This window comes from Streptomyces sp. JJ38 (assembly GCF_019303475.1).
GTDB lineage: Bacteria > Actinomycetota > Actinomycetes > Streptomycetales > Streptomycetaceae > Streptomyces.
Genome location: NZ_JABLSI010000022.1, coordinates 1 through 25,180 on the forward strand (window position 1 = coordinate 1; position 25,180 = coordinate 25,180).

At 71.4% G+C, this 25,180-nt stretch carries 22 protein-coding genes, 1 pseudogene and 1 riboswitch; of the genes and pseudogenes, 16 read left to right on the top strand and 7 right to left on the bottom strand.

Annotated elements, in window-relative coordinates; all coding sequences use genetic code 11:
• From HPT28_RS14400 to HPT28_RS14420, 5 genes and pseudogenes are all read left to right on the top strand, one after another.
• Window positions 1-191, top strand: a pseudogene (locus HPT28_RS14400) (methyltransferase type 11); the annotation flags it as partial.
• 81 nt (window positions 192-272) lie between these two features.
• Window positions 273-755 (top strand): hypothetical protein, encoded by a 483-nt coding sequence (locus tag HPT28_RS14405; RefSeq protein ID WP_219091467.1) that lies wholly within the window; start codon window positions 273-275, stop codon window positions 753-755.
• A gap of 179 nt (window positions 756-934) precedes the next feature.
• Window positions 935-1,660: a Crp/Fnr family transcriptional regulator gene (locus HPT28_RS14410; protein WP_257578622.1), complete on the top strand. Its 726-nt coding sequence runs from the start codon at window positions 935-937 to the stop codon at window positions 1,658-1,660.
• 189 nt (window positions 1,661-1,849) lie between these two features.
• The gene (locus HPT28_RS14415) at window positions 1,850-2,641 is read left to right on the top strand and encodes a hypothetical protein (protein ID WP_219091469.1); all 792 of its coding nucleotides are present in this window, start codon (window positions 1,850-1,852) and stop codon (window positions 2,639-2,641) included.
• 218 nt (window positions 2,642-2,859) lie between these two features.
• A complete protein-coding gene (locus tag HPT28_RS14420) occupies window positions 2,860-3,321 on the top strand; it encodes a class F sortase (protein WP_306824614.1) in 462 nt (153 codons plus the stop codon).
• Here the strand turns inward: HPT28_RS14420 and HPT28_RS14425 are convergent.
• Both HPT28_RS14425 and HPT28_RS14430 read right to left on the bottom strand, forming a co-directional pair.
• Window positions 3,299-3,715, bottom strand: a complete 417-nt coding sequence (locus tag HPT28_RS14425; protein ID WP_219091470.1) for a sortase domain-bontaining protein — start codon at window positions 3,713-3,715, stop codon at window positions 3,299-3,301. The two genes, HPT28_RS14420 and HPT28_RS14425, sit on opposite strands and share 23 nt — an antisense overlap.
• A gap of 225 nt (window positions 3,716-3,940) precedes the next feature.
• Window positions 3,941-4,720 carry a hypothetical protein gene (locus HPT28_RS14430; protein ID WP_219091471.1) on the bottom strand — a complete coding sequence of 260 codons (780 nt, stop codon included), beginning with the start codon at window positions 4,718-4,720 and terminating at the stop codon, window positions 3,941-3,943.
• Between the two features lie 781 nt (window positions 4,721-5,501).
• On the opposite strand from HPT28_RS14430, the gene HPT28_RS14435 reads away from it, so the two are divergent.
• The 3 genes from HPT28_RS14435 to HPT28_RS14445 all read left to right on the top strand — a co-directional run bounded on the left by HPT28_RS14435 (window position 5,502) and on the right by HPT28_RS14445 (window position 10,255).
• Window positions 5,502-7,109: a DUF4331 domain-containing protein gene (locus HPT28_RS14435; protein WP_219091472.1), complete on the top strand. Its 1,608-nt coding sequence runs from the start codon at window positions 5,502-5,504 to the stop codon at window positions 7,107-7,109.
• A gap of 129 nt (window positions 7,110-7,238) precedes the next feature.
• Window positions 7,239-8,588 carry a tetratricopeptide repeat protein gene (locus HPT28_RS27435; RefSeq protein ID WP_306824615.1) on the top strand — a complete coding sequence of 450 codons (1,350 nt, stop codon included), beginning with the start codon at window positions 7,239-7,241 and terminating at the stop codon, window positions 8,586-8,588.
• Complete coding sequence (locus HPT28_RS14445) at window positions 8,588-10,255, top strand: nickel transporter (protein ID WP_257578623.1); 1,668 nt, start codon at window positions 8,588-8,590, stop codon at window positions 10,253-10,255. Before HPT28_RS27435 ends, HPT28_RS14445 begins: the two co-directional genes overlap by 1 nt.
• 175 nt (window positions 10,256-10,430) lie before the next feature.
• On the opposite strand, the gene HPT28_RS14450 is transcribed toward HPT28_RS14445, so the two are convergent.
• The 5 genes from HPT28_RS14450 to gcvT form a co-directional block, all read right to left on the bottom strand.
• On the bottom strand, window positions 10,431-10,979 hold the full coding sequence (locus HPT28_RS14450; protein WP_219091473.1) for a GNAT family N-acetyltransferase: 549 nt from the start codon (window positions 10,977-10,979) through the stop codon (window positions 10,431-10,433).
• A 503-nt stretch (window positions 10,980-11,482) separates the two neighbouring features.
• Window positions 11,483-12,865: an L-serine ammonia-lyase gene (locus tag HPT28_RS14455; protein WP_219091474.1), complete on the bottom strand. Its 1,383-nt coding sequence runs from the start codon at window positions 12,863-12,865 to the stop codon at window positions 11,483-11,485.
• A 177-nt stretch (window positions 12,866-13,042) separates the two neighbouring features.
• Complete coding sequence (gene glyA / locus HPT28_RS14460) at window positions 13,043-14,317, bottom strand: serine hydroxymethyltransferase (RefSeq protein ID WP_219091475.1); 1,275 nt, start codon at window positions 14,315-14,317, stop codon at window positions 13,043-13,045.
• Window positions 14,318-14,346: 29 nt separating this feature from the next.
• Window positions 14,347-14,727: a glycine cleavage system protein GcvH gene (gene gcvH / locus HPT28_RS14465; protein WP_219091476.1), complete on the bottom strand. Its 381-nt coding sequence runs from the start codon at window positions 14,725-14,727 to the stop codon at window positions 14,347-14,349.
• Window positions 14,728-14,829: 102 nt separating this feature from the next.
• Entirely contained in the window at window positions 14,830-15,975 is a 1,146-nt protein-coding gene (gcvT, locus tag HPT28_RS14470; protein ID WP_219091477.1) for a glycine cleavage system aminomethyltransferase GcvT, read from the bottom strand.
• A 143-nt stretch (window positions 15,976-16,118) separates the two neighbouring features.
• A riboswitch (glycine riboswitch) is annotated at window positions 16,119-16,237 on the bottom strand.
• 230 nt (window positions 16,238-16,467) lie between these two features.
• Here gcvT and HPT28_RS14475 point away from each other — a divergent pair.
• The 8 genes from HPT28_RS14475 to HPT28_RS14510 all read left to right on the top strand — a co-directional run bounded on the left by HPT28_RS14475 (window position 16,468) and on the right by HPT28_RS14510 (window position 25,094).
• Complete coding sequence (locus HPT28_RS14475) at window positions 16,468-17,139, top strand: AAA family ATPase (protein WP_219091478.1); 672 nt, start codon at window positions 16,468-16,470, stop codon at window positions 17,137-17,139.
• A gap of 108 nt (window positions 17,140-17,247) precedes the next feature.
• On the top strand, window positions 17,248-18,078 hold the full coding sequence (locus HPT28_RS14480) for an enhanced serine sensitivity protein SseB (RefSeq protein WP_219091479.1): 831 nt from the start codon (window positions 17,248-17,250) through the stop codon (window positions 18,076-18,078).
• A gap of 168 nt (window positions 18,079-18,246) precedes the next feature.
• On the top strand, window positions 18,247-19,017 hold the full coding sequence (locus tag HPT28_RS14485) for an enhanced serine sensitivity protein SseB C-terminal domain-containing protein (RefSeq protein WP_219091480.1): 771 nt from the start codon (window positions 18,247-18,249) through the stop codon (window positions 19,015-19,017).
• A 218-nt stretch (window positions 19,018-19,235) separates the two neighbouring features.
• Window positions 19,236-20,906: an ABC transporter substrate-binding protein gene (locus tag HPT28_RS14490; RefSeq protein WP_219091481.1), complete on the top strand. Its 1,671-nt coding sequence runs from the start codon at window positions 19,236-19,238 to the stop codon at window positions 20,904-20,906.
• Between the two features lie 100 nt (window positions 20,907-21,006).
• Window positions 21,007-22,011, top strand: a complete 1,005-nt coding sequence (locus HPT28_RS14495; protein ID WP_219091482.1) for an ABC transporter permease — start codon at window positions 21,007-21,009, stop codon at window positions 22,009-22,011.
• Window positions 22,011-22,964 (top strand): ABC transporter permease, encoded by a 954-nt coding sequence (locus HPT28_RS14500; RefSeq protein ID WP_219091483.1) that lies wholly within the window; start codon window positions 22,011-22,013, stop codon window positions 22,962-22,964. The genes HPT28_RS14495 and HPT28_RS14500 overlap by 1 nt, the downstream gene beginning before the upstream one ends.
• A 4-nt stretch (window positions 22,965-22,968) precedes the next feature.
• Window positions 22,969-24,057, top strand: coding sequence for an ABC transporter ATP-binding protein (locus tag HPT28_RS14505; RefSeq protein WP_219091484.1), 1,089 nt, complete (start codon window positions 22,969-22,971; stop codon window positions 24,055-24,057).
• On the top strand, window positions 24,054-25,094 hold the full coding sequence (locus HPT28_RS14510; protein WP_219091485.1) for an ABC transporter ATP-binding protein: 1,041 nt from the start codon (window positions 24,054-24,056) through the stop codon (window positions 25,092-25,094). The genes HPT28_RS14505 and HPT28_RS14510 overlap by 4 nt, the downstream gene beginning before the upstream one ends.
• Window positions 25,095-25,180: the final 86 nt, after the last annotated feature.

Below are 25,180 nucleotides of genomic sequence, written 5' to 3' on the forward strand. Positions count from 1 at the left end.
CCCGGCTGAACCTGCTGCGCATCACCGCCCCGGCCAGGCTCGCACAGGCCGGAGCGGACCTGGACGCCGCGCCCGCCGTGCTGGCCGCAGCCCGGGGTGCCGTCGCCGACGGCAACCTCGGATACGGTCTGCTCATCGCGGAGAAGCCGACCCGGCCGCCCGCCCGGCGCCCACTACCGGGACGTACGTAAGCACCCTCACATACCGGGACAAGCAGGCCCGCCTAGCGTCGTAAGTGAAGGCATGACAACCGGCAACTAGGGGGCTTCACCATGACCACCACCGTGCGCCTTTCCCCGCGCGTCGCCGTCCTGCCCGTGCACGCCGTCTACGGCGCAGCGGCCGGGCTGGTGGGCGGCGTGGGGATGGGCATCTGGATGTCGGTGTCCCGTCCGATGGCGGACACCGCGATGATCACCATGGTCGCGGGCCTGCTCGGCTCCACCAACGCCCTCGTCGGCTGGCTTATCCACCTAGGCATCGCCCTGTTCGCCGGAATCGGGTTCGGCGTCGTGCTGGGCCAGTTCGCCCAGCGGATGGCGCCTGCGGTCGTCCTCGGGTTGGCCTACGGCGCCCTGTGGTGGGTGCTGGGCGCGCTGTGGATCATGCCCGCCAACATGGGCATGCCCGTCTTCGACTGGAACGACGTCTCCGCGTCCAGCCTCGGCGCTCACCTCGTGTTCGGGCTGCTCGCCGGGGTGACCTACGCTGCCGTCGCCCGCAGGACGGGCGGAACCGACGCCGTCGGCCGATGACGCCGAAGGCGAGGCCGGGGAATGGACTCCCACCGGGAGGCCCCGAGCCACGCGGCGGCACCACGCACGGCGTTCCGGTGCCCTACTGTCTGACTGACGGCACCGGGGCGCTTGCCGTCCCCGCCTGGGGCGTCGCACCCCCGCCCTGGGCCCCCGGGCGACGCGAGGAGACCCACCACATGTTCGAGGACCACGACGGCGGGACCGACGAGCGTGAGCGCACCTGGTGCGTCTCCGAGGTCGACATCTTCCGCGACCTGGACGACGCGGAGATGGCGGCCATCGCCGCCGCGGCGCCCATGAAGACCTACAGCGCTGGCGAGATCCTCCACTCCCCGCAGCAGCCGAGCGAGATCCTCTTCATCCTCAAGCGCGGCCGGGTCCGCATTTTCCGCGTCTCCGCCGAGGGCCGGGCCCTCACCTGCGCCATCATCAGCCCCGGCACAATCTTCGGGGAGATGGCGCTGCTCGGCCAGCACATGTACGACAACTTCGCCGAGGCCCTCGACGACGTCGCCGTCTGTGTCATGAGCCGCGCCGACGTCCACACGTTCCTGCTTTCCGACGCCCGCATCGCCGCGCGGATCACCGAGATCCTCGGCCGACGCCTGGCCGACCTGGAACAACGCCTGTCCGACTCCGTGTTCAAGTCCGTCCCCCAGCGGATCGCCACGACGCTGACCACCCTCGCCACGCGCAATGACAGCGCTGCGGGGAGACTGCGACCCGGCGCCCGCCAACCGCAGATCGCGCTCACCCACGAGCAGCTCGCCGCACTGGCCGGCACCTCGCGGGAGACGTGCACCAAGGTCCTGCGCGAGTTCGCCGACCGCGGCATGCTCCGCCTTGCCCGGGGTCGTATCACCGTTCTGGATCCGGCCCGCCTGCACGACGAGGCCGGATAGCCGGTCAACCGGTGGCCGGGGCTCCGGCGGTGTCGGCAGAGTCGTCAGACGTGTGCAATCCGGATCCCACACGGCGACGAAGGGAGGGTGACAGCCGCCCATGGATGTGGACGTTCGCAGCGCCGCATCCGGCGGAACCGAGCCCACGGGGTCTGCTTCGGGCCCGTGGTCACCGGAAGGGAAGCCACTGTGATATCCCGGAACGTCACCCGGATCGCCGCATTCGCCGCGCTCCCCGCAGCCCTCGTTCTCGGAGCGTCCGTGCCCGCGTCGGCGGCCGAGGACCAGGCGTACCAGATCGACCTGGAGACCCTGAACGACTCGGGCGCCAGCGGGACCGCGCTGGTCAGCCTGGAGGGCACGGAGCTGACCGTGAAGATCCGGGCCAACGGCCTGGTGCCGAACGCGCCGCACGCCCAGCACATCCACGGTTCCACGCAGGGCCGGGACTTCCACTGCCCCGAGCCCGACGCTGACCAGGACGGGGACGGCATCGTCAGCACGGCCGAGGGCGTGCCCGACTACGGCGACGTCAACATCTCGCTGACGACCGAGGGCGACACCTCCAAGGAGAGCGGCCTCGCGGTCGACCGCTTCCCGAAGGCGGACCAGGACGGCAACCTCTCCTACGAGCGGACCATCACCGTCTCGCAGGATGTCGCGGACCACTTCAGGGACCTGCACCTCGTGCAGCACGGCATCGACGTGAACGGCAACGGGAAGTACGACGGCGAGGCGGGAAAGAGCTCGCTGGACGAGAAGCTGCCGCTTGAGGCCACCGCCCCGGCCAACTGCGGCATGGTGAAGGGCGCTTCCATCGGTGAGATGCCCGAGGGCGGCGTGGAGACTGGCACCGGACCGGGCGCTGACGCCGGCCGGAACGGCTCGGAGACGGTGCTGGCCATGGGCGGCGCCGGCCTGCTGGCCGCAGCCGCTGCCACGGCCGTCGCCGTGCGGAACCGGCGCGGCGAGCGCGCGTGACCCGCGGCCCCTCCCGGTGGCCACGGTCCGGCCGACGGACTGGGCTGGCGGCCGCTGGGGTCCTCGCGGCGGTCTCCGTGGCCCTGGTGGTCACGGGGCTGCCGCGCGGCATGGACGAGCCGCAGGGGATGCCCGCTCCGCCGGGTACGGCTCAGGCTGAGCGTGCGCCGGAGGGCCCCGGCACCGGTACTCGGGAACGTGGCTCGAAGACGGTGACCATGCAGCGTTCCGTGCCCACCACCGTCTCGGTGCCCTCGCTCGGACTGTCCTCCCCGCTGGAGAAGCTCGGGAGAGACTCGTCCGGGGCGATGCGAACTCCGCGGGACACCGACCTGGCCGGCTGGTACGAGCCCGGTCCCGCGCCCGGTGAGCAGGGACCGGCCGTGATCGCGGGGCACGTCACGTGGGACGGGGAGCCCTCCGTCTTCTTCCGTCTGGGCGAACTGCGTGCGGGCGACGGCGTTCTCGTGGAGCGGGCGGACGGCAGCACGGCCGAGTTCACCGTGACACGCGTTGAGCAGTATCCCAAGGACGCGTTTCCCACGGTCGAGGTCTACCGCAACCTCGATCACGCGGGCCTGCGCCTGATCACCTGCGGTGGCGCCTACTCCCGGGAGGACAGCCGGTACGCGGACAACGTCGTCGTCTACGCCGAGCTCACGGGGTCAGGCGGGCCCTGACGACGAGGTTGGCCCGGTAGGTGCGGCGTTCGGGATCCCAGTCGGCGCAGGTGATGAGCGTCAGTCGCGGCTCGGTGGTGGGTCCGTAGACCGCCTCGGAGGGAAAATCCTCACGGCTGTGGACGGCGGTGTCGGTGACGGTGAACTCGGCCGCGGGGCCGCGCTCACGGTCGACCAGGACGCGGTCCCCCGGACGCAGGGCGCCCAGGCCGTAGAAGGCGGCTGGGCCACTTTCTGAATCCACGTGCCCGACGACGACCGCGTTCCCGTTCTGGCCCGGGGTTGGCGTGTGGGTGAACCAGCCGGCGTGGTCGGCGTCGCCCGGGAGAGCGATGGAACCGTCGACGTCCAGACCGACCGGTTCCGTCTCCACCTCCAGGCCGACGGCGGGCACGCGGACGCGGTGGGGCTGTGCCCGTGCAAGGGCTCGTGTTGAGGAGGCCGGCGGCGCGGCGCGCGGTGCGGTGGCCGCCGGAGTCGGCGGGAGCCGGGACGAACCGGCGGTGGGGAGCCCGGAGACGACGAGGGCAACTCCGATGGCGGTGCAGGCGGTGGCCGCCGCGGTGCAGGCACCGCGGCGGCCACCGAGCCGGATTCGGGGCACAACCCGGCTCTCGTCTCAGCTGACTCGGCCGGTGCGGCGGCGCAGGTAGAGCGCGCCTCCGGCGGCTGCCAGTAGACCGGCACCGCCGGCGACAGCCAGCGTGTTGCCGCCGCCGGTCCCCTGGCTACCGCCGAGACCGCCCTTGACCGGCCCCTTGGCGGCCTTCATGAGCGGACCGCAGAGGGCGGGGTTGGTGGCCTCGGCCGGAAGCTTGGGGTCGAGCTCTGAGGGCCCGAGGACGTTGTCGTACTTACCGTTGCCGTTGACGTCGGTGCCGTGCACGACCACGACGGCGGTGCCGTCACGCAGGCTCTTGGCGGCCTCCGCGCTGACGTCGATGGTGCGGTGGTAGTCGACCTTCGGCCCGACGGGGAAGCGGTCGACGGCCAGGGCCGAATCGGGGCTGGTGTCGCCCGTGGTGGTGAGCGAGGTCCCGATGCCGCCGTAGAAGGGCGCACCGTCGGTGGTGAAGATGGACTTCATCCCGTTGACTGTGCGGGCCGCCGAGGCGGGCGGGCACTGGCCCTTCGCCGCGATGTGGAAGTGCTGTGCGTGCGGGGCCTTGGCCAGCAGACCGTGTGCGGTGACGCTGACGGTCGCCTTGTGACCCTTGAGCTTGACCGTGGCGGTGCCCGAGCCCTTGACCTTGCTGAAGGGCACCGGCTCCAGATGGGCCTGCAGGTGCACCGTGTCGTGCTTGCCCCCGCCGTCCGCGGAGGCGGACGGTGCCAGGGCGATGCCGGGTGCGACCACGGCCACGGTGGCCATGGCGACAGCAGTAGTGCGGTTCATCATGTCTCTTTCCGCCGAGGGGAATCCGACGCGCGACGGCGAGGGGCTCAAAGGCGCGTCGCGGGGGGTCTGCACGCCGTGGTGTCTCGATCGTCAGCCTGTGCCCGCCCTTCCTCCGCTGCCACTCCAGCGTGTCCTCCGGAGCCGCCACACACTCCCGTCGCGCATGCGGAAGGACATCTCAACTGCCTTGCCTTTTAACGTCGTTCCAGCCTGCGAAGGCCATGTCTCGGGGATCAGTTCTGCGCCTTCCAAGCTCATCGACCAGTCGAGTGACCACCCCGTACCCGGAGACGACCACGGCGCTCACGTCGCGAGTCGGCCGCGGCGTCCGAAGCCCCGCCGTAGCGGACGATGTCTTGCGTCTGCCGCTCACTCCGCACTGGGCGTCGGCGCTGTGGGCCACTGCCTGTTCGGAGCAACGGAAGGTACTCATTCCGAGTGATCCTGCTCCCTCCTTATGTGTCGTTCACGTCCCTGGTCACCTGGGCATTCCGTGGTTTCCAGCGTCTTGGTGCGCCGGGACACCCCGTAGCGGTGATCCCCGCTGTCGGGTGTCCGGTGATGGTTTGCTGCGGTCACGCGCGGTGACGAGGCCGCGCGCGGCGCCCGAGCTTTCGAGCGGTGCCGAGTTGCCCCGGGCGAGCCGCCTGTGCGCCGACGAATCGGCGCCTGCCCGCATCGGCCGGAGCTCTCACCCCGTCGCTGACATCGGCGTACCGGGGCAGGGACCTCCGCCGACAGGCGGCTTCCTGCCTGCCCGGCGCCGGGAGAGTAGGTTCGTTTGACCAGGCACACCCGCCGTGCCGACCGAGGCAGGCTGTTCAGCCGGTCCCTAGCCGGACTCGGCGCCACCACCCTCGCGGCGTCCGTCGCCGTGGCCGGGCTGGCCCCGGGCGTCAGCTCGGCGTCCAGCCACCGTGAGGCACCGCTGATCGCCGGCGATCCGCGCGCGGACAACACCGACCTGTACGCCTTCACCAGCCCGGACCGGCCGGACACGGTGACCTTCGTGGCGAACTGGATTCCCTTCGAAGAGCCCGACGGCGGCCCGAACTTCTACCAGTTCGCGGACGATGCCCGCTACAACATCAAGATCGACAGCGACGGCGACGGCCGGGCCGACCTCACCTACTCCTGGAAGTTCCGCACCCACGTCCGGGACGCCGAGGGCCAGTTCCTCTACAACACCGGACCGGTGACGTCGCTCGACGACCCTGACCTGAACATCCGGCAGACGTACTCGCTCACCGTCACCGACCGCTGGGGCCAGCGGCACAAGCTGCTGCGTGACGCGCCTGTGGCGCCGTCCCGCGTCGGCAACGCCTCGATGCCCGACTACGCGGCGCTGCGCGACGAGGCCGTGGTGGAGGCCGGGCGCGGCACGCGCAGCTTCGCCGGTCAGACCGAGGACCCGTTCTTCGCCGACCTGCGGGTCTTCGACCTCCTTTACGGTGGCGACCTCAGCAAGCGGGGCAAGGACACCTTCGCCGGGTACAACGTCAACACCATCGCCCTCCAGGTCCCCAAGAAGGCCCTCGCGCTGCACCACAGCCCGAAGCGCAACCCGGTCATCGGCGTGTGGAGCACCACCGACCGCAAGGGCGCGGACGTGACCGGCAAGGGCGCCGGACACGACCGGTGGCGGCAGGTCTCCCGCCTGGGCAATCCCCTGGTCAATGAGGTCGTCGTACCGCTGAAGTTCAAGGACGCGTTCAACACGCTGGAGCCGTTCCAGGACCGCACGGTCCAGCCGGTCGTGGACAAGGTCCTCGACCCGATCCTGCCCAAGCTCGTCGAGCAGGTCTACGGCATCCCCGCGCCGCCCGCGCCGCGCAGAGACCTGTTCGAGATCTTCCTCACCGGGATCTGTGAGGAGTGCGGGCCGATCAAGGCCGATCTCAACTCGCACCGCCTCAACCGCGACGCCCGCCCAGAGACCATCGTTCCGGCCGAGGAACTACGCCTGAACATGAGCGTTCCGGTGACCGAGCAGCCCCAGCGGCTCGCCGTCCTCGCCGGTGACCTGGGCGGTTGGCCGAACGGCCGTCGGCTGACCGACGACGTCGTCGACATCGCGCTGCAGGCCGCCGAAGGCGCCGCGCAGACCGGTGAGCTGGTGGACGCTTTGGCCGAGGGTGACAAGGTCGACGCCAACGACGTGACGTTCGGCGCCCGGTTCCCGTACGTGGCGCTGCCGCACCAGGGCTCCACCCCGGACGGCCGCGCGGCCAAGACCTCGGCTACGGCCTCCGAATCCGCCGTGAAGCGGGCCGTGGCCCCGGCCGTATCGACGGGCCTGGCCACGGCGGGCATCGGGCTGCTGGGCTTCGGCGGCCTGCGCATGTGGCGCGAGCGTGACCGCTCGCGGCGCCATCGCCACGGCCACTGATCCCGGCCACAGCGACGGACCGGCCGGTCACCGCGGTGACCGGCCGACGTCCGCCCCTTCGAACAGCCGCCTCCGGTTCGAGGCGCAATCTCCGCCCCAGCCCGCTACCCGGAAGAGAGACCGCCCGTGATGGACCGGCTCCGACGCACCCGGTGCCGTCCCGCCCTGATCGCCTGCGCTCTGGGCCTGACGGCGACCCTGTTCGCCGCCGGAGCCATGCTGCTCCCACCCCCCGACGGGCCCGCGTCAACACGAGAGGACGCGGCTCCGGCGACAACCGGACGGCCGGGCGATGACCTGGCGGCTCCCGGCGGCGACCGGGACATCCAGGCGCTGCGGGAACGGTTGCGCCGTGTCCCGGCCGATCACACCGGCTGGGCCGAGCTGGGAGTCCGCTACGTCCAGCGGGCACAGACCTCGGCAGACCCGCAGTACTACGCCAAGGCCGAGCGGGCCCTGCGCCGCTCCCGGACCCTCTCCGAGGAGAACAACCACCTGGCGTCCATGGGCCTCGGCGCCCTCGCCGCAGCACGCCACGACTTCACGACCGCGCTGCAGCACGCCCGGGAAGCCGTCCACGCCAACCCGCACCACGCACCCTCGTACGGCGTCCTGTCCGACGCCTACCTGCAACTCGGCCGATACGACGAGGCGTTCAAGGCCACTCAGCGGATGGTCGACCTCCAGCCCGCGACTCCCTCCCTGGCCCGCGCGTCCTACACATGGGAGCTGCGCGGGGAGACGGAGCGTGCGGAGGGGCTGATGCGGCGCGCACTGGACGCGGCCGCGGGACCGCACGACATCGTCTTCGCTCGCAACCATCTCGCCCTCCTCGCGCTCGACGACGGCCGGCCACGCGACGCCCTGGTCCACGCTGAGAAGGGACTGAGGTCGGCACCGCACGAGCCCGCCCTGCTCGCGGCACGCGCCCGCGCCTATGCGGCGCTCGGCCGCACCGAACAGGCGGTCGCCGACTACCGGTCCGCCATCGCACGTGTTCCCCAGCCCTCGACCATCCTGGCGCTCGCCGACCTCCTGCAGTCCCTCGGCCGCACTCGTGAGGCGGAGGAGCAGTACGAGCTGTTCCGCACCACGACGCGTCTCTTCCGCACCGCCGGGGTGGCCCCGGAAGCCGAGGCCGTCCTCTTCTCCGCCGACCACGGCGACATCCGCCAGGCCCTCGCGCTGGGCCGCGCAGCCGCCACCCAGCGGCCGTTCGTCACTTCCCTGGACGCCTACGCCTGGGCCCTCCACCGCGCGGGACGGTCTCGGGAGGCGCTGCGCTGGGCCGACCGCGCCCTCGCCCTCGGCACCCGAAGCGCACTCTTCCACTACCACCGCGGCCGCATGCACCAGGCACTCGACGACACCGACGCCGCGCGCGGCGACCTCAGCCGCGCCCTGGACATCGACCCCCACTTCCACCCCCTGCACGCGCCCCGCGCCCGTGCCGCCCTCGACGAGATCGGCCCGACCTGATGACCGGCACCCGCCGCCGTATCCCCGCCGTGTGCGCCCTGCTCGCCGCCGTGTGCGCGGGCACACTCGCCACCGCGTGGCCCGCCGCCGCCCACCCGCTGGGCAACTTCACCGTCAACCACTACCTCGGACTGCGGCTGACCCCCGACGGGATCGACACCACCCTCGTCGTCGACCGCGCCGAACTCGCCGCCGCCCAGGAACGCACCGCCGTCGACACCGACAGCGACGGCACCTCAAGCGCTCCCGAACGCGAACGCTACGCCGCCCGGCAGTGCGACGAGCGGGCCCGGGACCTGCACGTCACCGTGGCCGACAGCCCCCGGATCACGACGGTGACCTCCGCGACGTTCACCTACCGCCCCGGCGAGGCCGGGCTCCGCACCAGCCGCCTGGAATGCGCGCTGCACACCCCCGCCGACCTCGCCACATCCGCCGAGGTGTCCGTCACCGACTCCCACCAGGCACCGCGTATCGGCTGGCACGAACTGACCGCAGTCGGCGACGGCGTGACCCTGACCGACTCCACCGCGCCAACCAAATCCGTCACCGACGAGCTTCGCCAGTACCCCGACGACCTGCTCATGGAGCCGTTGGACCAACGCAGCGCGACCCTGAGCACGGAACCCGGCTCAGCCACCGGCGAAGGCCCCGGAACCGCCGCACCCGCGCTCCCGGAGCTCGGCCCGATCAGCTCGGCCTACACCGCACTGAGCGACTTCTTCACCGATCTCGTCGGCAGGCGCGAACTCACGCTTCCCGTGGGCCTGCTGGCCCTCTCCCTGGCCGTGGTCCTGGGTGCCTCGCACGCCGTCCTGCCCGGACACGGCAAGACCGTCATGGCCGCCTACCTCGCAGGGCGCCGCGGCCGGGCCCAGGACGCCGTCACCGTGGGAGCCACCGTCACCGTCACGCACACCGCGGGCGTCCTCGCCGTCGGCCTCCTCCTGCCCGTCGTCACCTCGGTGGCGGGAGAGACGGTCCTCGGCTGGCTGACTCTGGCCAGCGGCCTGCTGGTCACCGCGATCGGCCTCAGCCTGCTCAGCGGCGCCCTACGCGGGCGCACCCTCGACCACCACCATCACCACAGCCACGGTCACCACCACCCACATGACCACGACCACCATCCCGGCCACAGCCACGGTCCCGGCCACGACCGCAGCCACGGAGGCGCCGCACACCCGGCCGAGGCCCCCTCCGTCCCCCGCAGCCGGGCCGCCACGGCAAGCCAGACCCAGCCCGGCACCGTGGCCGTCCTCACCAAGACCACACCCGCCACGCCAGAACACCACGGGCACCAGCACGCCCACCCCCACCGGCACCCCCACCCGGGCAACCGAAGAGGACTCATCGGCATCGGCATCGCCGGCGGGCTCGTCCCCAGCCCTTCCGCGCTCGTCGTACTGCTGGGCGCCATCGCCCTCGGCCGCACACCCTTCGGAATCCTGCTCGTCCTCGGCTACGGCCTGGGAATGGCCGCAACCCTCACCGCCGCAGGGATTCTGCTCGTCCGATTCCGCGACCACGCGGTGGCGACGTGGAGCTCCCGCCTGCCCGAAAACGCTTTGGTACGCCGGATCAGCCGACTTGGTGCCCCACTCACGGCCACCCTGGTCGTCCTCGTCGGGCTCGGCCTCACCATCCGCGCGCTCATCGGTGCCTGGTGAACGGCAACCGCCCCAGTAACCTGCGGTGACCCGCAGCAGGCGCCTGACCTCGTCGTCCTCAATCTCGCCGACGCGTCCGCGCGGTGCCACCCGCGTAGCCCGGTGATCCCGCGCGGTCCGGACCAACATCCAAGCGGCGCGTCACGTCACAACGCGGGTATCGGCGCTCGTGTCACTATGCGTCGCAGTCACGGAGGCCGACTGCGTCATGCCGCCAGAACGGCTCCGCATAGACCAGCGTCCCCGTCATCCATGGCTCATATCCGGGGAACCTGAGGACCTGAAAGGCGCCGTCGGGGATACGCAGGGACGGCTTGCGCAAGCCCAGGCCACCACCGGGTGCGAAGCCGAAACGCGAGTAGTAGCCCGGATCGCCCTCAAGGAAGACGAGGGGAACAGCCCGCTCGGTGAGGACGCCCAGCCCGTGGCGGACCAGGGCCGAGCCGATACCGCGCTTCTGGAGCTGAGGCATCACGGCCAAAGGACTGAGGACTTGCACGTCAACGAGCCTTCGAGGGGCATCCAGAAGACTGCGGGTGAACATGACATGGCCGACGACCTGCCGGTCGTGCTCGGCTACCAGCGAGAGACCGGCCCCGGGTGTGATGGTGTCCCGCAGGGTATCGACCATGGCGGCCACGACAAGTCCATGCTCACCGAACGCCTGCAGGTGAACATCGCGCACGGCCTGCCTGTCGCCCGGAAGTTCTTCACGAAGATCCATCCCCGGAGGGTATGGGGATCTCCGGGGCTTTGCACACGTTTTGGAGCGGGAAGGACACGCGGCCGGCGACCGCCCAGTGCAGCTATGAACCGAGCCCCCGGCTGAAGGCGTGCCGGGGCGGCGCGTGAGCGATGCGTGAGCGGACGGGCGCCTGTGGCTCGTCATCGACTGGATGACGTGGCACGGCTCGTGCCCTCTGGCCAGGCATCTCCGGACGACGGAGGACCGTCCGGACCTCACCGGACGGTCCTCACCAGGACTTTTAATGCGCAGGTCTCGTGACATGCCCGTGTGCGGCCAGGTGCGTGCTCCACAATGAGGCGGCATGGCCCCCGGAGGCGGCGCAAACCATCTCAAGAGCACGGCGCAGCGGGGACATCCCAGGGACTTTTCAGGGACTTTCACGTCTGTCCCAGGGAGGTTTCAGGGACATTCCGCCGCGTAAGCAGGGAAGGCCCTGACAGCGCTGAAAGGTACGAACGCGCTGGTCAGGGCCTGTTTCCCTAGCACTCGATGATGTTCACCGCGAGGCCGCCGCGGGCGGTCTCCTTGTACTTGACACTCATGTCGGCGCCGGTGTCCCTCATCGTCTTGATGGCCTTGTCCAGCGAGACGTGGTGGCGGCCGTCGCCGCGCAGCGACATCCGGGCGGCCGTCACGGCCTTGACCGCCGCCATGCCGTTGCGCTCGATGCACGGGATCTGCACCAGGCCGCCGACCGGGTCGCAGGTCAGGCCCAGGTTGTGCTCGATGCCGATCTCGGCGGCGTTCTCCATCTGCTCGGGGGTGGCGCCCAGCACCTCGGCGAGGCCGCCGGCCGCCATCGAGCAGGCGGAGCCCACCTCGCCCTGGCAGCCGACCTCGGCGCCGGAGATCGAGGCGTTCTCCTTGAACAGCATGCCGATCGCGCCGGCCGCGAGCAGGAAGCGGACCACGCCGTCGTCGTCCGCGCCCGGGACGAAGTTCACGTAGTAGTGCAGCACGGCCGGGATGATCCCGGCGGCGCCGTTGGTCGGGGCGGTCACGACGCGTCCGCCGGCCGCGTTCTCCTCGTTGACGGCCATGGCGTAGAGCGTCACCCACTCCATGGCGTGCGCCTGGGCGTCGCCCTCGGCACGGAGCTGGCGGGCCGTCGTCGCGGCCCGGCGGCGCACCTTCAGCCCGCCGGGCAGGATGCCCTCCTGCGAGCTGCCGCGCGCCACGCACTCCCGCATGACCTGCCAGATCTCCAGCAGACCGGCCCGGATCTCCTCCTCGGTGCGCCACGCCTTCTCGTTCTCCAGCATCAGCGCGGAGATCGACAGGCCCGTCTCGCGGGTCAGCCGCAGCAGCTCGTCGCCGGTGCGGAACGGGTAGCGCAGGACGGTGTCGTCGAGCTTGATGCGGTCCTCGCCGACCGCGTCCTCGTCGACGACGAAGCCGCCGCCGACCGAGTAGTAGGTCTTCTCCAGAAGCGGTCGGCCCTCGGCGTCGTAGGCGAAGAGGGTCATGCCGTTGGCGTGGTAGGGGAGGGAGCGCCGACGGTGCAGGATCAGATCGGTGTCGGCGTCGAAGGCGATCTCGTGGGCGTCGCCTATCTCGGTGCCGAGCAGCCGCAGGGTGCGCTCGCCGCGCACCCGCTCCACCCAGGCGTCGGCCTGGGCGACGTCCACGGTGCGGGGGGAGTGGCCCTCCAGACCGAGGAGGACGGCCTTCGGCGTGCCGTGGCCGTGTCCGGTCGCGCCGAGCGAGCCGAAGAGCTCGGCGCGGACGGAGGCGGTCTGCGCCAGCACTCCGTCGTTCTTCAGCCGGCCGGCGAACATGCGTGCCGCGCGCATCGGGCCGACGGTGTGCGAGGAGGACGGGCCGATGCCGATGGAGAACAGGTCGAAGACGGAAATGGCCACGGGGCGGACTCCCTTTCCCGGTACGGGGGATCTTCCCGGCTCCCCGGACGGCGCCGGGAGGTGTTCGGCGGTGCCGGGGAGCTCGGGCGGTGCCCCACGCTCGTGGGTGGAGCTTTGTGCGGACGGTGGCGCCGGGACGCCGCACGGGGTGCCGTGCGGCGTCCCGGCGGGTCCGGGTTACTTGCCCAGACCCGGGTACAGCGGGTGCTTCTCGGCGAGCGCCGTCACCCGGACGGCGAGCGCCTTGGCCTTGGCCTCGTCGAAGTCCGGCAGCAGCGCCTCGGCGATGACGTCGGCGACCTCGCGGAAGTCGTCCTCGCCGAAGCCGCGGGTGGCCAGCGCCGGGGTGCCGATGCGCAGCCCGGAGGTGACCATCGGCGGACGCGGGTCGTTGGGCACCGCGTTGCGGTTGACGGTGATGCCGATCTCGTGCAGCCGGTCCTCCGCCTGCTGGCCGTCGAGCTCGCTGTTGCGCAGGTCGACCAGCACGAGGTGCACGTCGGTGCCCCCGGAGAGCACCGCGACGCCCGCCTCGACGGCGTCCGGCCGGGTCAGCCGCTCGGCGAGCAGCTTCGCCCCTGCCAGCGTACGCTGCTGGCGCTCCTTGAACTCCTCGCTCGCCGCGATCTTGAACGAGACCGCCTTGGCCGCGATGACGTGCTCCAGCGGGCCGCCCTGCTGACCGGGGAAGACCGCTGAGTTGATCTTCTTGGCGTGTTCCTGCTTGGACAGGATCACGCCACCGCGCGGGCCACCGAGCGTCTTGTGCGTCGTGGTGGTGACGACGTCGGCGTGGGGCACCGGGTTGGGGTGCAGCCCGGCCGCGACCAGGCCCGCGAAGTGCGCCATGTCCACCATGAGCAGCGCGTCGGTGGCGTCCGCGATCCGGCGGAAGGCGGCGAAGTCCAGCTGCCGCGGGTAGGCGGACCAGCCCGCGATGATCAGCTTGGGCTTGTGCTCCGTGGCGAGACGCTCGACCTCCTCCATGTCGACGAGCCCCGTCTCGGCGTCCACGTGGTACGCGACGACGTTGTAGAGCTTGCCGGAGAAGTTGATCCGCATCCCGTGCGTGAGGTGGCCACCGTGGGCCAGGTCCAGGCCCATGATGGTGTCGCCCGGCTTGAGCAGGGCGAACATCGCCGCCGCGTTGGCGGAGGCGCCGGAGTGCGGCTGGACGTTCGCGGCCTCGGCGCCGAACAGCGCCTTGATCCGCTCCCGGGCGATGTCCTCGACGACGTCGACGTGCTCGCAGCCGCCGTAGTAGCGGCGGCCCGGGTAGCCCTCCGCGTACTTGTTGGTCAGGACCGAGCCCTGGGCTTCGAGGGCCGCCACCGGAGCGAAGTTCTCCGAGGCGATCATCTCCAGGGTGGACTGCTGCCGGTGGAGCTCGGCGTCGACGGCGGCGGCGACGTCCGGGTCCACCTCGTGGAGGGAACTGTTCAGAAGCGACATGGAATGTGTCCGTCCGGGTCGGGAGGGGATCAGCCGGCGGTGTAGGCGGTGTACTCGTCCGCCGAGAGCAGGTCGTCCTGCTCGCCGGTGACGCGCACCTTGAAGAGCCAGCCGCCCTCGAAGGGGGCGCTGTTGACGAGGCTCGGGTCGTCCACGACGTCCTGGTTGGCCTCCACGACCTCGCCGCTGACCGGCGAGTACAGGTCGCTGACCGACTTCGTGGACTCCAGCTCACCGCAGGTCTCGCCGGCGGTCACGGTGTCACCCACCTCGGGCAGGTCGACGTAGACGACGTCACCGAGGGCGCTGGACGCGTGCTCGGTGATGCCCACCGTGGCGACGCCGTCCTCGGCGGCCGACAGCCACTCGTGCTCCTTGCTGTAACGGAGCTGCTCAGGGTTGTTGGTCATGGTGTGGATTCTCCCGGATGCTGGTGGGGCGGGTGCCACAGGGGAAAGGTGACACGGGCGAAGGGGAAGAGGGAAAGCGGTGAGCGGCGAGCGGTGTGACGCTCAGCGTTCCCGCTTGTAGAAGGGCAGCGCCACGACGGTGTACGGCTCGTGCTTGCCGCGGATGTCGACGGCCACGCCCGTCGTGCCGGGCGCCGCGTGCGCGGCGTCCACGTAGGCCATGGCAATCGGCTTGCCCAGGGTGGGGGAGGGGGCGCCGGAGGTGACCTCGCCGATCGGCGTGCCGTCGGCGGCGACCACGGTGAAGCCCGTGCGGGGCACGCGGCGGCCCTCGGCCACCAGCCCGACCAGCACCCGCGGCGGGGCGGCGGCGGCCCTCGAAGCGGCGGCCTCCAGGGCCTCACGGCCGACGAAGCGGCCCTCGTTCGTCGTCTTCTCGAACTTGACCACCCGGCCCTGACCGGCGTCGAACGGCGTGGTGGCGCGGGTCAGCTCGTTCCCGTACAGCGGCATGCCCGCCTCCAGGCGCAGGGTGTCGCGGCAGGACAGGCCGCAGGGCACCAGGCCCTCGCCCTCCCCGGCCCCCAGCAGGGCCTGCCACAGCTTCTCCGCGTCCTCGGGGGCGACGAACAGCTCGAAGCCGTCCTCGCCGGTGTAACCGGTGCGGGCGATGAGAGCGGACACCCCGGCGACGGTCCCGGGGAGCCCGGCGTAGTACTTCAGGCCCTCCAGGTCGGCGTCGGTGAGCGAGGCGAGGATGCCGTGGGCCTTCGGACCCTGCACGGCCAGCAGCGCGTAGGCGTCCCGGTCGTCTCGCACGGCGGCGTCGAATCCGGCCTGCCGCTCGGTGAGCGCGTCCAGCACCACCTGGGCGTTCGAGGCGTTGGCCACCACCATGAAGGTGTCCTCGGCCAGCCGGTAGACGATCAGGTCGTCCAGAATGCCGCCGTTCTCGTCGCAGATCATGGTGTAGCGGGCGCGGCCCGGCTTCAGCGCCGAGAGGAAGCCGACGAGGGCGTGGTCCAGCAGTTCACCGGCCTGCGGGCCGCTGACGGTGATCTCGCCCATGTGGGAGAGGTCGAAGAGGCCGGCGCGGGTGCGGACGGCGTGGTGCTCGTCACGCTCGCTGCCGTAGCGCAGCGGCATGTCCCAGCCGGCGAAGTCGGTCATCGTCGCCCCCAGCGCGCGGTGGACGGCGTCGAGGGCGGTTCGTCGGGGCTGGGCGTTCTCAGGCAGGGCGTCAGACATTCAGGGCTCCCAGGCAGGGCGGACACGTCCTCCCCATCTGTCATCGGAACCTGAGAGGTTCGCCGCAGACCCATTCGGGCCACGGCTTGCACCTTCGGTGGGACGGCCCGGAGATCCGGAACCCGCCCGCTTTTCAGATCTGCCTCGCTCGCGCGGTATCGGGGCCTGAGAGATTCAAGGGAGGACTTGCTCCTTCGGCGCCCCCCATCTGGTGACCGGTGCCCCGGTGACCAGAATGCGGAGACTCTCCCGCGCGTGCTCGAACGGCCGGTATGAAGTTCGCGGGCACATCATTGCACGCGAAATCGCGCGCGAACCAGCCACCCGTGAGGCCCGCGGGAACAGGCCCGCGTTCGCGTCGCACCGTAGCCGGAGGGAACCGCAGCGTGGCGGGCGGTCATCATAGGGGATGCTGCCCAGGGAAGGCTGTACAGGAAGGGCCGCACAGGAGCGCCGCGCCGAGCGCGTGGGGCCCCGGGAGGGAGAAGCGGCATGATCCGGAACGAACCCAGGTTCGGCCCAGCGCAGCCCTGCCCCGCCGTGGTCGGGGTACCGCGGCAGCCTGCCGTGCCCCCGCGTGGGCGCGTCCCCGCCAGAGTCCGGGATCTGCGGGCCCCGGCCCGCGCCCTCCCCGTGACGTTCCCCGGCGGCGACCGGGTGGTCGTCTCCGGGGTGCCCGGCAGCGGCAAGTCCACCCTCATCCGCGCCCTGACCGCGCGCTCCGAGGACGCCGTCGCCGTGGACTCGCAGGAGGTCCGCGAGCTGTGGGAGCGCCGTGTGCCGCGCTGGCTGCCGTACGCCCTCTACCGCCCCGCGGTGCGGATCGACCACTACCGGCGGCTGCGGCGCGCGCTCGCCGGCGGATCCGGGGTGGTCGTCCACGACTGTGGGAACCTCCCCTGGGTACGGCGCTGGCTCGCCCGCGACGCCCGGCGGCGCGGCGTGCGGCTGCACCTGATCGTCCTGGACGTGCCGCCCGGCACCGCGCTGAACGGACAGGCCGAACGCGGCCGGACGGTCTCCCCCTACGCCTTCGCCCGGCACCGGCGTGCCACGGGCAGGCTGCTGGCCGAGCTGGAGGCGGGCCGCCTCCCCGCGGCCTGCGACACGGCGCTCATCGTCGACCGCTCCTACACCGACGTCCTGCACGGCCCCCGCGACTGACTCGGGGCACCGGGGCACCGGGGAGCCCCGGTGGCCGGGCGCGCGCCCGGGGCCGAAGATCACCCGCCTGCCGCCGGGGCCGCGGAACGACGACAGTAAGGTGCAGCCATGACCGTTCCGCCGCAGTCAGGGCAGCCCCGGCCGGGGACGCCGCACGCACCAGCGCCACCCCCGCACTCCGGGCCCGGGCACGGCGGCGGCTGGCCCGGCAACGAGCTGGAGGAGACGCTCGCGGCCGCCGTGGGCAGCCCCGGAGCCGGGGCCCGGCTGATGGAGGTCCTGGGGCGCAGCAGCCTGTGGGTGCCGCTGCCGGAGGGCGGCGGCCCGGACAGCCGTGACGTGGACCTGCCGACGATCGAGCTGGACGGCGGCGCGGTCTACGTCCCCGTCTACAGCTCCGAGCAGCAGTTCCACCAGTGTGTGCGGGTGCCGATGAGCTTCGCCGTCGTCCCCGCCCGGGAGTTCGCCCGCGGTCTGCCCCCGCACGTCGGCGTCGCGATCAACCCCGAGGGCGTCGTCGGCGCCCCTCTGCCGCCCGAGGCCGTGGCGCTGCTGTGCCGCGAAGGCGGGGCCGAACGCGTCCCCGGCACGCCGAGCGGCGCCCGGGTACGCCTCTTCGAGCCGGACTGGCAGGACGATCCGGTCGACTTCCTCTCCGCCGTCGCCGCGGAGTTCGCCGCCCTGCCCCAGATCCGCGGCGCGCGCCGCGGGCTCGCCAGCGCCGAGGGCGACCCGCCCGCGCTGTTCGTCGGCGTCGAGCTGGACCTGCTGGAACCCGAAGCCCGGCAGGCCACCCACGACGCCGTGGCCAGGGTCCTGGGCGTGCATGCGGTCCGCTGGCCCGTGCAGCTCGTCTTCCTCGACGCGGCCCCGCAGGACCCGGTCGTGGGCTGGCTCCGCGAGTGCGTGCGGCCCTTCTACTCACGCGCCCCTGAGTAGACTGCCCCGTCGGCCTGAGTACGGGCGGCCCCGCCGGGGTGGGTGCGTGGCGCGGCGCGGCTGAGTAGTCCCGGACCTGCCACCTCGGGCTCGTAAGGTGATTGGATACCTCAAGGGGGCGCTCGCCGGTGCCCGGAGCACGGACGAGAGCGGAGAAGGGCGGCGGACGTGAGCGCGGGTGAGAGCGTCAGGGAGCTGCTGCGCCAGGTGTCGCCCGGCCGGGACGACAGGTACGACCGCTACGAGGCACTGCTGCACGCCCTGGCCGACGCCCCGGTGTGGCCGCTGCTGTGGGACGGCGCGGCGGACGACCCGGAAGCGCACTACGCGCGCATGGACGTGGCGGGCCACCCCTACGTCCCCTCTGTGACCTCACCTCAGGAGCTGCACGCCAGCGGCTGGGCCCGCGGCCACACCTCGGCCACCGGGCGGGACGTCGCCGCGGCCCTCTACCCGCACCGCATCGGTCTGTGGCTCGACCCGCACGGCCCCGGCGGCGGGCTCGGCGTCCCCTGGCCGGACCTGCGCCGCATCGCCGGCGGGCTGGACCGGCTGGCCGCGGGGCCGCTCCACATCAGCGAGCCCACCGTGCGGGCCCCGCAGTTCTACGCCCAGCTCACCCACCACGCGCAGCGCACCCCCGCCGTGCGCAGCCTGCGCCGTGCCTGGGTCCGCCCCGCGGTCGGCGCGGCCTTCCTGGTCATCGGCGTCGACGTGTACGAGCCGGGCCCCGGCGCCGCGCACACCGGGCTCGCGGTGGTCCGTCAGGCCGCCGGCGCGCTGCCGCCCGGGCTGCCCGTCTCCGTCGTCACCATGTCCGACGCGCACGAGCCCGTGGCGATGTGGCTGCACGCCAACTCCCGCCCGTTCTTCGACCGGGACGCCGCGGTGTCGGCGGGTGCTCCCGCCCGCGGGTACGGCTACCCGCACGCCCGCTGACAAGTCGCTGGGCCTGTACGCATTTGCGCCCGTGGGGCGCCTTTCGAGCGGCTGTCGACATGGTGCGGCGTATCGCCCCATACGCTGCCGCGCCCCGCCCCCGAGCGGCTGGTCTCAGCTCGGTATCACCGGCATGCGGACGGTTCACACCTCTATGGATGCACAGTAATGTGCGGGCGACCAGAATCTGTTGCACCACCAGACCCCTGAGGTGGACGATGCGTAAAACCAGATCCAGGGTCGTCAAGGCGATCGCGGCCACCCTAGCGGTCGGACTGATAACGGCCGGATGTGCCAGCGAGCGTGACGACGACGGCGGCAACGGCGAGGGCGGCGGAACGTTCGTCTTCGGCGCCCCGGGCGACCCCTCGTCCCTGGACCCGGCACTGGCCAGCGACGGTGAGACGTTCCGCGTCACCCGGCAGGCCTTCGAGGCGCTGATCGAGCACGAGCCGGGCGGTTCCAAGCTGGTCGGCGGCCTGGCGGAGTCGTGGGAGAGCAACGACGCCGGCACCGAGTGGACGTTCAACCTCCGCGACGGCGTCGAGTTCCACGACGGCGAGAAGCTGACGGCCGAGGCCGTCTGCGCCAACTACGACCACTGGTTCAACTGGACCGGTACGTACCAGAACAAGGCGGTCTCCTACTACTGGCAGACCATCATGGGCGGCTTCGCGAAGAACGAGAGCGAGGACACCGCCGAGCCCAACTACAAGGGCTGCACCGCCAAGGACGAGCTCACCGCCGTCATCTCGGTGCACGAGGCCTCCGCCAACCTGCCGGGCGGCTTCTCCCTCCAGGCGCTGGCCATCCACTCGCCGAAGGCCATCGAGGCCTACGAGAAGGAGGCCGCCAGCGGCGAGGGTGACGCCATCAAGTACCCGAAGTACAGCCAGGAGGCCGGCACCGTCGCCGGCACCGGCCCGTTCCGCATCAAGGAGTGGGACAAGGGCAACAAGGAAGTCACCCTGGAGCGCTTCGACGCGTACTGGGGCGAGAAGGCCGGTGTCGAGAAGCTCGTCTTCCGCACGATCTCCGAGGAGAACGCCCGCCGTCAGGCGCTGGAGGCCGAGGGCATCCACGGCTACGACCTGGTCGCGCCCTCGGACGTCTCCGGTCTTGAGGAGAAGGGCTTCCAGGTCCCGGTCCGCGGCGTCTTCAACATCTTCTACCTCGGGATGTCGCAGGGTGGGAACGACGCCCTGAAGAAGAAGGACGTCCGGCAGGCGATCACCCACGCCATCGACCGGGAGAACATCGTCAACACCCAGCTCCCCGAGGGCGGTGTCGCCGCCACCCAGTTCATGCCGAAGACGGTGGACGGCTACTCGGAGAACGTCGCGACCTACGAGCACAGCACCGACAAGGCCAAGAAGCTGCTGGCGGACGCGGGCGAGTCGGATCTGACGATCGACTTCTGCTACCCGACCGAGGTCACCCGCCCGTACATGCCGGCCCCGGCCGACATGTTCGAGCTGATGAAGGCCGACCTGGAGAAGGCCGGCATCACGGTCAACCCGAAGCCCATGACGTGGGCCCCGGACTACCTGGACGCCACCGAGAAGGGCTCCTGCGCCCTGCACATCCTCGGCTGGACCGGTGACTTCAACGATGGTTTCAACTTCATCGGCACCTGGTTCAACGGCTTCGACGAGCAGTGGGGCTTCCGTGAGCCGGCCATCTTCGACGCGGTGAAGACCGCCGGGTCGGAGCCCGACGTCGCCAAGCGCGTCGAGCTCTACAAGAAGGCCAACGAGGCGATCATGGAGTACATCCCGGGCGTGCCGATCTCGTCCTCGCCCCCGTCGATCGCCTTCGCCAAGACCGTGAACCCGCCGACGACCTCCCCGCTGACCCAGGAGAACTTCGCCGAGGTCAGCTTCAAGTAAGCACACCAGCACGTGCGGTCCGCCCGGCCACCACATCCCGTGGCCGGGCGGACCACGTCTCAAGCCCTAGTTCGAACCCCAAGAAAGGGGGTAGTGCGGGGTGTTGCGTCTCGTCGTACGCAGACTGCTGCAGCTCATACCCACCCTGTTGGGCCTGTCGGTCCTCCTCTTCGCCTGGGTCCGCCTGCTGCCGGGCGGACCGGCCGCCGCCATCCTCGGCGAGAGAGCCACGGCGGCCGACAAGGCCCAGATCGAGAAGGCGCTCGGCCTCGACCAGCCCTTGTGGGTGCAGTACTGGCGCTTCCTGGAGCGGCTCGGCCAGCTCGACCTCGGTACCTCGACCCAGACCGGACAGCCGGTGTGGGACGAGTTCACCCGCGCCTTCCCCGCCACCGTGGAACTGGGCATCACGGCCATGGTGATCGCCGTCGCGGTGGGCATCCCCCTCGGCTACTTCGCCGCCCGGCGGCGCGGCGGCTGGCTGGACGTCACCGCCGTCTCCGGCTCCCTGGTCGGCATCTGCATCCCGGTGTTCTTCCTCGCCTACATCCTCAAGGCGGTCTTCGCCGTCGAGCTGGGCTGGTTCCCGAGCTACGGCCGCCAGACCACCGGCATCGACGCCACCGAGGTCACCGGTTTCTACGTCCTCGACGGCCTGCTCACCGGTGAGTTCGACGCCTCCTGGGACGCCCTGCGGCACCTCGTGCTGCCCGCCCTGGCGCTCGCCTCCATCCCGCTGGCGATCATCACCCGCATGACGCGGGCCAGCGTGCTGGAGGTGCTGGGCGAGGACTACGTCCGCACCGCCGAGTCCAAGGGCCTCAAGCAGAGCGTGGTCCGCGGCCGGCACGTCATGCGCAACGCCCTGCTTCCCGTCGTCACCGCGATCGGGCTGCTGACGGGTGGCCTGCTCTCCGGGGCCGTGCTCACCGAGTCGGTGTTCGCCTTCGGCGGCATCGGCTCCTTCATCAAGACGGGCATCGACCAGCGCGACTACCCCGTGCTCGTCGGCTTCATCATGTTCATCGCCCTGGCCTACGTCATCATCAACCTGCTGGTCGATCTGGCGTACAGCCTCATCGACCCGAGAGTGCGGGTGCACTGATGAGCACCAAGACCGACAAGATCGACCGGCTCGCGGAGCTCACCGCGAGCAGCGAGACCACCACGGGGCAGAGCCTGTGGGTCGAGGCCATGCGCCGGCTGCGGCGCAGCAAGATGGCGCTCATCGGCGCCGCCGTCATCAGCGTGTTCCTGGTCCTGGCCGTCATCGGCCCGTGGATCGCGCCCTATGACCCGACCGCGCAGCTCTGGCGCGGCGAGGTCTTCACCAACCGCAACGTCTTCGTGGGCCCGCGCGGCGAGAACTGGCTGGGGCTCGACCATCTCGCCCGGGACGAACTCTCCCGGATGCTGGTGGGCGCGCGGCAGACCCTGCTCGTCGGCATCGTCGCCACCCTGCTCGGCCTCTCCGTCGGCGCCCTCATCGGCGGCGCCTCCGGCGCTGCCCTCACCCTCGGCGGCGCCGTCGGCAAGCGCATCGACACCGTGGTCATGCGCTTCATCGACATGATGCTCGCGCTGCCCTCGCTGCTGCTGGCCGTGTCCATCGCCGCCGTGATGGGCCAGTCGCTGCTGGCCGTCATGATCGCGGTGGGTGTGGTGCAGATCCCCATCTTCGCCCGGCTGCTGCGCGGCGCGATGCTGGCCCAGGGCGGCTCCGACTACGTGCTGGCGGCCCAGTCGCTCGGGGTGCGCAAACGGCGCATCGCCCTCGGCCACGTCCTGCCCAACTCGCTCAGCCCCGTCATCGTGCAGGCGACGCTGAGCCTGGCCACCGCCATCATCGAGGCCGCGGCCCTGTCCTTCCTGGGGCTCGGCAACCCCGACGCCTCCCAGCCGGAGTGGGGCGTCATGCTCGCCCAGGCCCAGGACTACCTCGACGCCGCGCCGATGCTGGCCGTGTACCCGGCGCTCGGCATCATCATCACCGCCCTCGGCTTCACCCTGCTGGGCGAGGCGATGCGCGAGGCCCTCGACCCGAAACTGCGGAGCTGATGACATGCCGTTGCTTTCCGTGGACGAACTGACCATCACCTTCAGCGGGCGCGGCAGCCGCGACGTCCGGGCCGTGGACGGCGTCTCCTTCGACGTCGACCAGGGCCAGGTCGTGGGTCTCGTCGGGGAGTCGGGCTGCGGCAAGTCCGTCACCTCGCTGGCTCTCATGGGCCTGCTGCCCGGCCGCGGTGTGCGGATCGGCGGCCGGGCCGAGTACGACGGCACCGACCTGCTGAAGCTGTCCAAGGCACGCATGCGGGACATGCGTGGCTCCCGGCTCGCCATGATCTTCCAGGACCCGCTGTCCTCCCTGAACCCGGTCGTCCCCATCGGCGTCCAGGTGACGGAGATCCTGCAGCGGCACCGGGGGATGAAAGGGGAGGCCGCCCGCAAGGAGGCCGCCCACCTGCTCGACCGGGTCGGCATCCCCGACCCGAACCGGCGGCTCAGGGAGTATCCGCACCAGCTCTCCGGCGGTATGCGGCAGCGCGCGCTCATCGCCATGGCCGTGGCCTGCGCGCCCAAGCTGCTCATCGCGGACGAGCCGACCACCGCGCTCGACGTCACCATCCAGGCGCAGATCCTGGAGCTGCTCAAGGAGCTGGTGGACGAGGAGGGCACCGCCCTGCTGATGATCACCCACGACCTGGGTGTCGTCGCCGGGCTGTGCGACCAGGTCAATGTGCTCTACGCGGGCAAGGTCGTCGAGTCGGCCGAGCGACGCCCGCTCTTCGACGCGCCGACCCACCCCTACGCGCACGGCCTGCTCGGCTCCATCCCCCGGCTGGACGCCCCGCGCGGGGAGCCGCTCAAGCCCATCCGCGGCTCCATCAACGACCGCATCGACTGGGCCGACGGCTGTGCCTTCGCCCCGCGCTGCGACCACTACACCCTGGAGTGCCTGAGCGGTACGCCGGAGCTGCGCGAGCCGTTCACGCCCGGCCACCAGGCCCGGTGCGTGAACCCGGTCGCGCGGGAGGGCGTCCCCGGCCGGGAGGCGGCCGATCCGGAGCAGCCCGGCCTGAAGAAGCCGGGCACGCAGCGGTCCGGTGCGCAGAAGTCCGACCTGGAGAAGACGGAGGCCGGATCATGAGCCTGCTCGAACTCGACGACGTCAAGGTGCACTTCCCGGTCAAGAAGGGCCTCTTCTTCGACCGGACCGTCGGCCACGTCTACGCCGTCGACGGGGTGTCCCTGAGCGTGGAAGCCGGGCAGACCTACGGCCTGGTGGGCGAGTCGGGCTGCGGGAAGACGACGCTCGGCCGCGCCGTGCTCCGGCTGGTGGACATCACCTCGGGCGGTGTCGTCTTCGACGGCACGGACCTCGCCCAGCTCCCGAACGAGGAGATGCGGCAGCGGCGGCAGCGGCTCCAGATGGTCTTCCAGGACCCGCTGGGCAGCCTCAACCCGCGGCAGAACATCGAGTCCATCCTCGCCGAGGGCATGGCCGCGCACGGTATCGGCGCGGGTGCCGAGGAGCGCCGCGAGCGCATCCTCGACATCCTGGCCAGGGTGGGGCTCCCGGCCAACTCGCTCTCCCGCTACCCGCACGAGTTCTCCGGCGGTCAGCGGCAGCGCATCGGCATCGCCCGCGCGCTGGTGCTGGAGCCGGACGTCATCATCTGCGACGAGCCGGTCTCCGCGCTGGACGTGTCCATCCAGGCGCAGGTGCTCAACCTGCTGGAGGAGCTCCAGGAGTCGATGGGCCTGACGTACCTCGTCATCGCCCACGACCTGGCGGTGGTGCGGCACATCTCCGACGTCATCGGCGTCATGTACCTGGGCTCGCTGGTGGAGGAGGCGCCCAGCGACCTGCTGTACGCCCAGCCGCGCCACCCCTACACCCGGGCGCTGATGTCGGCCGTGCCGGTGCCCGACCCGGAGGTGGAGGACGCCCGCGAGCGCATCCTTCTCACCGGCGACCTGCCCTCCCCGGCCAACCCGCCGACCGGCTGCCGGTTCCACACCCGCTGCCCGTGGAAGCAGGAGAAGCTGTGCGCCACGGACCGGCCCGCGCTGACGGACGTCGGCGACGGCCACCGGGTGGCCTGTCACTACGCCGCCGAGATCGCCGACGGCACGATCACGCCCGCCGGTGAACGGAAGGCCCCGGCGGAGGCCCCGGCCTGATCACCGCCGTTCCCCGCGCCCCGCAAGGGTGCGGGGAACGGCGCGACGGGCCTTACGCGGGCCGGCGACGCACACGCGGGGGTGCC